The following is a 9712-nucleotide window of genomic DNA, read 5'->3' as shown; positions in this document are numbered from 1 at the left end:
CGCGCCGCTCCCCTTTTTGGACGCGCGTTTTACAGTTTTACCGCCGGCACCGCCACCCGGGCGCCGGTCTCCTGCTCGGCGCCGAAGTTGAAGGACGGGCCGCTCTCCGGGGCAAAGCGGTAGCCGAAGGGCTCGGGGCGGTAGCGCTCCACCGCCCGCTGCACCGACTCGATGGCCAGGCAGAAGTCCTCCTCCCGGTCGTAGGGCTCGCTCTGGAAGTAGAAGAGGGCCCCGGCCGGCAGCTGGGCCAGCGCATACCCCTCCGGCACCTCACCGCAGTAGTCCAGGGGCAGTTCCACCCCGGCGGCGATGTTGGAGCAGCCCTCCTTCACCAGCTGGGGCGGCAGCTCCAACAGGGCGGCAGTGTCCATCTTCTGGGGGATGCTGTTCAGCAGCCCCTCCCACTCGCAGCCCATCTCCTCGCAAAAGGAGAGGTAGTCCTTCCCCTTTTTGGAGCAGAGGTAGAGCAGCTTTCTGCGGGGTCTCTCCTGGACGGTGACGGTACACATCTTGATTTCTTCGCTCATCTGGCATTCCTCCTTGCGGCGGATCAGGGCCTGATAGTCCCTGATCGGGTACTGTACGAACAGGGGGATGGGGGACGGCGAGCGCCGGTAGCGCGACGGGGCGACCGAAAATCGGCTCTCAAAGGCCCGGGTAAACCCCTCGTGGCTGGCAAACCGGCTGTCCAGGGCGATGTCGAGCACCGGATCCCGGGTGTCCCGCAGCCGGGCGGCCCCCTGGGTCAGCAGCACGGCCTGCAGGTACTCCCGCGGGGTCTGCCCCAGCAGCTCCTTGAAGAGGCGGTCGGCGTGCCGGCGGGAATAGCCGGCGGCGGCATACATCCCCTCCAGGGAAAACTCGTCGCTCCCCGCCCAGCGGCGGATGTAGTCCTGCATCCGCTGGACGGCGGCGGTCTGTTCGGTCAGCTCCATCTCTCTTCCCCCCTCTCACAGGATACCAGAGCGCGCCCCGCGGCGCTTGACCTGGTTGGACAACCCCTTTTGGGCCAGTGTAACACCCGCCCCCCTCCCCGGGCAAGGGTCGATTTTTTCCAGGGCGGCAAAAGGGGGCGCAGCCCCTGTTTGGCTGCGCCCCCACGGGCGGTCTGTCCGGTCTACTCCTCCGCCCCGGCAAACTGGCTGTTGTAGAGTTCGGCGTAAAAGCCGCCCTTCTCCAGCAGGGACTGGTGGTTGCCCTGCTCCACGATCCTGCCGTCGCGCATCACCAGGATGCGGTCGGCCTCTTTGATGGTGGAGAGCCGGTGGGCCACGATGAAGCTGGTCTTCCCCCGCATCATCTCGTCAAAGGCCTTTTGGATGCGGATCTCGGTGCGGGTGTCGATGTTGGAGGTGGCCTCGTCCAGAATCAGCATCGGGGGCGAGGTCAGCATCACCCGGGCGATGCAGAGCAGCTGCTTTTGCCCCTGGGAGATGCTCCCCCCCTCCTCGGAGATGACGGTGTCATACCCCTGGGGCAGCCGCTTGATGAAGCTGTGGGCGTGGGCCGCTTTGGCCGCCGCGATCACCTCTTCCTCGCTGGCGTCGGGGCGGGCGTAGGCGATGTTTTCCCGCACTGTGCCGGTGAAGAGCCAGGTGTCCTGCAGCACCATCCCGTAGCAGGCCCGCAGGGAGCCCCGGGCGTAGTCGCGGATGTCCTTGCCGTCCACCGAGATGGCGCCCTTGTCCACGTCGTAAAAGCGCATGAGCAGGTTGATGAGGGTGGTCTTGCCGCAGCCGGTGGGGCCGACGATGGCCACCCGCTGGCCCGGCTCCACCTGCAAGTTGAAGTCCTCGATCAGGGGCTTTTTCGCCTCGTAGGCAAAGGAGACCCCGTCCACCGCCACCCGGCCCTCGCAGGATGCGGGGCGGGCGGCCTCCAGCGCGTCGGGGGACTCGCTGGGCTCGTCGAGCACCGCAAAGACCCGGCGGGCCGAGGCGAGGGCCGACTGCAACTCGGTCACCACCCCGGAAATCTCGTTGAAGGGCTTGGTGTACTGGTTGGCGTAGGCCAAAAAGCTGCTGATCTGGCCCACGGTGATGGCCCCGTTGATGGCCGCCACCGCGCCGATGATCCCCACCCCGGCGTAGACCACCCCGTTGACAAACCGGGTGCAGGGGTTGGTGAGGGAGGAGTAGAACTGCGCCTTCACCCCGCAGTCGTAGAGGCGGCTGTTGATCTCGTCAAATCTCTCCTGCGAGGCGGCCTCCCGGCCAAAGGCCTTGACGATCTTCTGGTTGCCCAGCATCTCCTCCACGTAGCCGCCCATCTCGCCCCGCACCGCCGACTGCTCCCGGAACATGTTGTGGGAGCGCTTGGCGATAAAACTGGCCACAAAGAGGGAGAGGGGGGTGATGAGTACCACCACCAAGGCGATCTTCACATTGATGGAGAGCATGAACGCCAGAGTGCCGAGGATGGTGATGACCCCGGTGAAGAGCTGGGAAAAGCCCTGGAGCATCCCGTCGGAGATCACGTCGATGTCCGACACCACCCGGGTGATGAGATCGCCGTGGGAGTGGCCGTCGATGTAGCGCAGGGGGACGGTGGAGAGCTTGGAAAAGGCCTGCACCCGAATGTCCTTGACGGTGTGGTAGGTGATTTTGTTGGTGCAGTAGGTCATCAGCCACTGGGTCAGGGCCCCCAGGGCGTAGACCCCGGCCAGCCAGCCGGCCATCCCCAGGATGCCGGTGAAATCCACCTGCCCGGGGCCGATAATCATGTCCACCGTCCGCCCCACCAGCACCGGGCCGGTGAGGGTGCAGGTGACGGTGGCCACCGCGCAGAGAAGGGCCAGGGTCAGCAGCCACCAATAGGGTTTTAGATATTTGAGGATCCGCCCCAGCACCGGGGTGCGGTCCTCCTGCCTGATTTTCGCCATCAGCGGCTCACCTCCTCTTCGCTGAGCTGGGAGAGACAGATCTCCCGGTAGACCGGGCAGCTCTCCAACAGCTGTTCATGGCTCCCCACCCCGGCCAGGCGGCCGTCGTCGAGGACCGCGATCACGTCGGCATGGCGGATGGCGCTGGCCCGCTGGGAGACCACAAAGACGGTGCTCTCCCCCGCTTGGGCCGCCAGGGCGGCGCGCAGGGCCGCGTCGGTGCGGTAGTCCAAGGCCGAGGAGGAGTCGTCCAAAATCAGGATGTCCGGCCGCCCCACCAGGGCGCGGGCGATGGCCAGCCGCTGCCGCTGCCCGCCCGAGAGGTTCTTGCCCCCCTGCAAGATGGGGGTGTCATACCCCTGGGGCAGCTTTGCCACAAATTCGGCCGCCTGGGCAATGTCCAGCGCCCGGGCGATCTCCTCGTCGCTGGCATCGGGCTTTCCCCAGCGCAGGTTTTCCCGCACCGTGCCGGTGAAGAGGACCGATTTCTGGGGGACGATGCCGATTTTTTTGCGAAGGGCGGCGGTGTCGTAGGCCCGCACGTCCACCCCGTCGATGAGCACCCGCCCGGCGGTGGCGTCGTAGAAGCGGGGGATCAGGTTGACCAGGGTGGACTTGCCCGCCCCGGTGCCGCCGATGATCCCCACCGTCTGCCCCGGCTGCACCGTCAGGTCGATCCCCTCCAGGGCGTTTTCACCGGTGCTGTAAGCAAAGGACACCCCTTCAAAGGCCACCTTGGCGGCCCCCCAGAGGCCGCTCTCCTCCCCGCCGGGGAGGATGGAGGGCTCGGTCTCGAAAATCTCGTTGACCCGGCTGGCCGAGGCAGAGGCCTTGGTGAAGATGACCACCAGGTTGGCCACCACCACCAGGGCCAGCAGAATCTGTGTCATGTAGTTGACCAGGGCGATGATCTGCCCCTGGGTCAGGGCGCCGCTGTCCACCCGGAAGCCGCCGAACCAGAGGATGGCGATGATGGCGAAGTTGACGATGATGGAGGTGAGGGGGTTCAAGAGGGCGGACACCTTCCCCACCCGCACCGAGGACTGGGCCAGGTCGTCGCTGGCCGCGTAGAAGCGTTGGTTCTCGTGCTCCTGCTTGGAGAAGGCCTTGATGACCCGGGCGCCCTCCAGATTCTCGCGGGTGATGAGGCCGATGCGGTCCAGCTTTTTCTGGATGGTGCGGTAAAAGGGGATGGTCCGCTTCATCACCTGGTAGAGGACCAGGGCCACCAGGGGCCCCGCCACCAGGAAGATGAGCGACAGCTTCCAGTCCAGCCAGATGGCCATGACGGTGGAGCCGATGACCAGGAAGGGGGCGCGGATCACCAGGCGGATGAGCATTGCCACCGCCACCTGCAACTGGTTGACGTCGCTGATGATGCGGTTGATGAGGGTCGAGGTGCCCAGCTTGTCGATCTCGGCGTGGGACAGGGTGCCCACATGGGCAAAGAGGTCGTGGCGCAGCCGGGTGCCCACCCCCTGGGAGGCCCGGGCGGCCGAGTACTGACAGATGAGGGCGCAGCCCAGCCCCACCAGCCCCAGCAGCACGATCACCGCGCCGGTCTTGAGCACGTAGGGCAGGTCGCCCCGGGCCACCCCGTCGTCGATGATCTTGGCCATCAGCAGCGGCACGATCAGCTCGAAGATGGCCTCGGTCAGCTTGAAAAGCGGGCCGATGATGACCTGTTTCCGAAATTCCTTTAGATAGCGAACCAATTTCAGCAAGATGTTTTCCCCCACTTTTTTCGGGTTTTGCCTGGCCGTTTGTTGCAAATCCCCGGCAAACTGTTATTATAATAACAAATGCGCAGCTATATGAAAAGGATTTTATTTGTATATTTTCCATTCAAGTCCCGTATAGCTTGCCCCGCCGGAAGGGCGGGGGATGAGGAGGTCGTTTTGTTGGAGTTAAAACAGCTGTCCGCCTTTGTCGCCGTGGCGGAGGAGGGCACCATCTCCGCCGCCGCCCGGCGGCTGCACATGACCCAGCCCCCCTTGAGCCACCAGCTCAAGCTGTTGGAGGAGGAGCTCTCCCTCACCCTCTTTGAAAGGGGGGCGCGCAAGGTGACCCTCACCCCCGCGGGCGAGCTGTTCTACCCCCGGGCTGCCAACATCTTGGAGATGGCGCGGGTGGCCCGCAAGGAGCTCTCCGACCTGGCGGTGGGCAAGCGGGGCACCCTGCGGCTGGGCACCGTCTCCTCCTCGGGCAGCGCCCTGCTCTCCAGCCGCATCCGCGAATTTCACGCCCTCTACCCCGACGTGGACTTCTCCCTCCACGAAGGAAACACCTACCAACTGCTGGAATTGCTGCGCGCCGGCATCATTGAGGTAGCGGTGGCCCGCACCCCCTTTCAGGCCGAGGGGTTTCACTGCAGCTACCTGTCCCCCGAGCCCATGGTGGCGGTGGCCGGGCCCGCTCACCCCTGGCCGGGTGAAGGGGCGCTCTCCCTCACCTATTTAAAGGGGCGACCCCTCATCCTCTACCGCCGGTTTGAGGACCTGATCGCCCGCCAGTGCGCAGCGGCGGGCTTTGCCCCCACCGTCCTCTGCAAAAACGACGACGCCCGCACCACCCTCATGTGGGTGGGGGCGGGGCTGGGGGTCGCCCTGGTGCCCCGCTCGGCCCTCAAGATCATGCAGGGATTGCAGGTGAGCTGCCGGGAAATCGACGACCCGGCCCTCACCACCCAAATCGCCGCCGTCTGGGCCAAAAACCGCCCCCTCTCCCCCCCGGCACAGGGGTTCGTGGAGGTCTTTTCCCGGGAGCGGGAGGTATGAGGGGGACGGCGGATCAGCTGTCCCCGCGCCAAAAAAGGCCGCTGCCCTCTGGCGGCGGCCTTTTTTGGAAAGGGGGGATGAGGGGTGCTTGGCCCTCTGGGGGCAGACGGCATGGGCGGGGGTCTGCCCCTGTGCGGAAGGGGGAGGATCGCGGGAGGCAAAGGGTCCAAAAGCGCTGCCGGGCAGCCTGTGACAGGCTGCCCGGCGGCGCTCCTCTTTTGGGCCGAAAGACTCCCCTCCCTCTCCGTGGAGGCGGTGGGGCGTACAGGGAAGCCCGCGCCGCTCTCCGCCAACACTTTCACCTTGCCCAGCGTCATCCCTCCAGGCCCCGGCGCTGGAGCCGGAGGAGGAGACCGCAGGGGGATGTGCCCTTTCGGCGACGGGGACAGGGTCGGGAGGTCGGGTTTCCGCCCGGATGGCGCAGACTGGGGCCGGCCACTGGGCGATGGCCGGGCAGGAACGCTCAGCCACCATCCCCGCCGAGAGGCATGCCGTGGCGATGGGGAAAAGCGGGGGTGCGGCCGGCTCTTATTGCGCCAAAGAGGCCGCTGCTTTTTGGCAGCGACCTCTTTGAAAAGGATATTGGAGGGGTCTTTTACCCGTTGACAGCGGTTGGCCCGAGCGGAGAAATCAGAGGGCTTCCCCCTCCCTCTCCTCTTCCTTTTTCTCGGCGGAGAGGTTCCACAAGGCCATGAAGATCACCCCGCCCCAGCAGAGGAGGGCGGGCACATCCAGCCCGCAGCGGGCGAGGAAGGCCAGGGAGACGGCGCAGCCGCCCGCCAGGGCCAACAGCACCGCGTCCCAGAGGGTGAGGCCGTGTCTCCCCCGGCCGAGGAAGGTCTTGCGCCCCAGCCAGTAGAGCAGGGTGCAGAGGGCCCCCAGCAGGGCCAGCCAGTGGATGGGGCAGTGCCCGTCCGCCCCGTGGCCGCTGCCGCCGTCCATCCCGGTGTAGGGGGTGGCGCCGCCCGACGAATTGCCGTCGGGGGCCAGGTCACCGGCCGCGCCGGGTTTTAACTGATATTGCAAAAAGAGGGAGGTGCGGTTTTCAGCGGAGTCTTCCAGGGTGTAGGCGATCAGGTATTCTCCCGGCTGGGTGGTGTCGATGCCCTCCACCGCCTTCCCGTCCCGGCTCACGGCAAAGCGCACCTCTTTTAGCATCCCGTCCGGCTGGGCGGAGGTGAACTGGTACCGGCTCTGCAGAAAGGCCCGCAGCTCCTCCCCGTCCAGCCAGCCGTCCGACAGCGGCGGGTCGGTGATGGTCTGCACCAGCCGGTCCGTCACCGTGGCGTACTTGGTCCCGCTCTGCCAGTCCTCCACGATCTCCGGCTCCTCCAGCTCACTCCCCGGCTCCACCGTCGGGTCGCTGGGGTCGTAGGCCACCCAGGGCGGGCTCCCCACCGGCAAAAAGGTGTAGGTCAGGTAGACGGTGGTCTTGTTCCCCCGGCTGTCGGTGGCCGTCTGGCTGATGACGCAGCTCCCCGGCTTGGCGGTGTCGTACCCCGCCGCGCTCACGTCCTTGCCGTCCTGGGTCACGCAGATGGGCGAGAGGCTCAGCTCCCCGTCCCCCTGCTGGCTCACAAACCCGTACCGCCCGGCAAAAATCTGCTGGGCCGTCGCCCCCGTCAGGCTGCCGCCATAGGCCCCGGGCTCCCTGACCCCCTCGGCGATCTGCTCGTAGACATAGGCGTGGTAGCGCCCGGTCTCCGGATCCTCCTTGATCACCGGCTGGGGCACCGGCTTCAGGGGGTCAAAGGGCGGGCCCACCGGCGGGGTCCCCTCCTCCTGCCGCTCCACCAGCGGCGGCGCGTCCGGGTCGATGAGGGTGTCGGTCAGGTAGAGGGTGGTGGTGTTCCCGTCCGCGTCGGTGGCGGTGCAGACCACCACAAAGCTGCCCGCCTGGGTGGTGTCCACCCCCTGGCCGCTCACGTCCGCCCCCTTCTGGGTGATGGCATAGGTGTAGTTCAGGCTGTCGTCCCGTTCCACGTTGGAGGCAAAGCCGTATCTCTGGGCCATCAGCTCCGCCGCGTCCTCCAGGGTGAACCGCCCGCCGTAGAGGGGGGCCGCCTTGTCGATGTACTCGCTCATGCTGTCGCTGGCCGCGGCGTGGCGCAGGCCCCCCTCGTCGGTCTCCTCCTCCGGCTCCAGCTCCGGGGCCTCCGGGTCGGCCGGGGTGACGCTGGGCGGGGCGTTGAAGGAGACCGGCGTGGGCTCCCCCCCATTCCCCGCCGCGTCCACCGCCCGGTAGAGCCCGTTTTGCCCGATGGAGGCGCTCTCGCTGGCCTTGCCGTTGCCCTTCTCCGCCCCCTCGGTGGGCAGGTCGAAGGTCTCGGCCGCCACCCACTCCTTGGAAGCAGTGTCGTACCGCTCCAACTTCCAGATGCCGGAGAGGTTGTCCGCCAGGGTCACCGACGAAGCCGGAGCGGCCGCCCGCCGGAACCCAAACAGCGCGGGGGCCGGGCTGGCCGCCGTCAGGGTCGGCGGCACCTTGTCCACCTTGATGACGTCGTCGTTCCGCACCGACTTGGCCCCGCTCTTGCTGTTTTCCGCCTGCAACGCCACCGGCGTCTCGGTCTCGTCGGTATAGAGCAGGGGTTCCTTCTCACTGGTGAGGGTGGCGTGTACCGTCCCCTCCTCCGGATCCTTGATGTAGAACTGGTTGAAGTCCCCGGGGTAGAAGGTGATGGCCACGTCCGAGTTGTTCCACCCGTTCTCGTTGGGGCTGGTGCGGGTGTAGTGATAGTCCTTCCCCGCCTCCCCCTCCGGCTTCTCCGGGTCGGCCGGGACCAATGGCTGGGCGGGGATCAGCTCGGCACTTGAATACTGCTTGGAGTCGAAGAAGTCGTCGCTCATCCGCTGGCCCACCGTGACGGACTTGCCGTCGGGGTTGTTGATTTTTGCCTTGTAGGTGATGACGTTCCCCGCCGCCGTGCAGCCGAAGGGGATGCCCTCCCCCGACACGTCGTAGGGCTGCCCGGAGGCGTTTGTCACTGCCTTGCCGTCCACCGTCACCGTCTGGTCGGCTCCCGTGAGGATGTCCAGCCCGGCGGTGGGGTACTTTTTGACCTTTTCGTCGTCCCCCGGCACCAGGGTCAGGTGGTCGTAGACGATCTCCTTCCCCGCGTCGGGGTGGGTGTTCTTCACCGTGGCGCGAACGGTGACCACGTCCCCGTCCTTTAGGGCCTTTTTTTCCTCGTCGGTCATGGTGTTCCCGTCTTTGTCCAGCAGCTCGGTGCTCACGAACTGGGGGGTGTAGTGGGTGTAGCGGGCTTGGAGAAAATCCGCGTTGATGGTCGCATTGGGCACCCTTGCGCTTTTGCTAAAGGCAATCTGTCCAAAAACAGAGAGACTGGCGGTGGCCGTCTTGACAATTTGATTTTTGTAGGAGACCTCCACACCGTCAAAGGATATATAAAATGTCTGTGCAGAAGCATCGTAGCGCAATTTTTGCACCTTTGCACCCGTCAGAGAACTGGAAGAAAGTTCTTTTGTAGAGAGATACTCTGTACAGTTGCTCCCAGTAAAACGGGCAGCATATATTTTGTATGAGCTTCCCAACAACCCGGCGTCAAAGGCGAGCCAATCACCACCCGCCGTACCCGTCACACCATATCTGCCGACACAGTTGGTGGCATTGTCGGGCTGCAGCGTGTAGCTGGTCTCTATCTCCCAATCCGCTTGGAGAGATATTTTGTTTTTGCTCGAGAGAGCTGACTGGTTGATCCAGAGACCTGAATTCCAATGTGCTGTTTGCCACGGATAGCCGCCGGTGGTACTGGCGAGCAGCATGTGATTGTCCGTCAGCTCTAAAGCGCCAGGCCCAAATATTTGCTGTAAATCAAAACTTCCCACAAACTCCGAGGAGCTGTCGCCGCCGGAAGGGTCCTCCCCCCCTTCGACTGCCCAGGCCGGCGTCAAATTGAGACAGAGGGTGGCTGCCAGACCTATTGCCGCCAATTTTTTTGGCAGCTTCCGCCGTTTTCGCTCTCTCATTGCCCATTCTCCCCTTTTCCAATATTTCTCTGTTCGTGTGGCGGGGAGGCTCGGTCCTTCTCTC

At 65.2% G+C, this 9712-nt stretch carries 5 protein-coding genes; 1 reads left to right on the top strand and 4 read right to left on the bottom strand.

Annotated features, from left to right (window positions below; translation table 11 throughout):
• Positions 1–29 precede the first annotated feature (29 nt).
• The 3 genes from GT748_RS11395 to GT748_RS11385 form a co-directional block, all read right to left on the bottom strand.
• Positions 30–935 carry a helix-turn-helix domain-containing protein gene (locus GT748_RS11395; RefSeq protein ID WP_021658912.1) on the bottom strand — a complete coding sequence of 302 codons (906 nt, stop codon included), beginning with the start codon at positions 933–935 and terminating at the stop codon, positions 30–32.
• A gap of 182 nt (positions 936–1117) precedes the next feature.
• Positions 1118–2881 carry an ABC transporter ATP-binding protein gene (locus tag GT748_RS11390; RefSeq protein WP_021658910.1) on the bottom strand — a complete coding sequence of 588 codons (1764 nt, stop codon included), beginning with the start codon at positions 2879–2881 and terminating at the stop codon, positions 1118–1120.
• On the bottom strand, positions 2881–4605 hold the full coding sequence (locus GT748_RS11385) for an ABC transporter ATP-binding protein (RefSeq protein WP_044992249.1): 1725 nt from the start codon (positions 4603–4605) through the stop codon (positions 2881–2883). Before GT748_RS11385 ends, GT748_RS11390 begins: the two co-directional genes overlap by 1 nt.
• A gap of 177 nt (positions 4606–4782) precedes the next feature.
• Here GT748_RS11385 and GT748_RS11380 point away from each other — a divergent pair, with 177 nt between their 5' ends.
• On the top strand, positions 4783–5658 hold the full coding sequence (locus tag GT748_RS11380) for a LysR family transcriptional regulator (protein WP_044992224.1): 876 nt from the start codon (positions 4783–4785) through the stop codon (positions 5656–5658).
• A 630-nt stretch (positions 5659–6288) separates the two neighbouring features.
• Here GT748_RS11380 and GT748_RS11375 read toward each other — a convergent pair.
• The gene (locus GT748_RS11375) at positions 6289–8961 is read right to left on the bottom strand and encodes a hypothetical protein (RefSeq protein WP_161222349.1); all 2673 of its coding nucleotides are present in this window, start codon (positions 8959–8961) and stop codon (positions 6289–6291) included.
• Positions 8962–9712 lie beyond the last annotated feature (751 nt).

It is taken from the genome of Bittarella massiliensis (ex Durand et al. 2017), from assembly GCF_009876955.1.
Lineage (GTDB): Bacteria > Bacillota > Clostridia > Oscillospirales > Ruminococcaceae > Bittarella > Bittarella massiliensis.
The sequence above is the reverse complement of the archived record's forward strand: the minus strand, read 5'-3'. Positions and strand labels throughout refer to the sequence as shown.

Excerpts from the sequence above, each read along its gene's own strand:
- GT748_RS11395 (WP_021658912.1), bottom strand. The coding sequence starts at position 935 with ATGGAGCTGACCGAACAGACCGCCGCCGTCCAGCGGATGCAGGACTAC.
- GT748_RS11390 (WP_021658910.1), bottom strand. The coding sequence starts at position 2,881 with ATGGCGAAAATCAGGCAGGAGGACCGCACCCCGGTGCTGGGGCGGATC.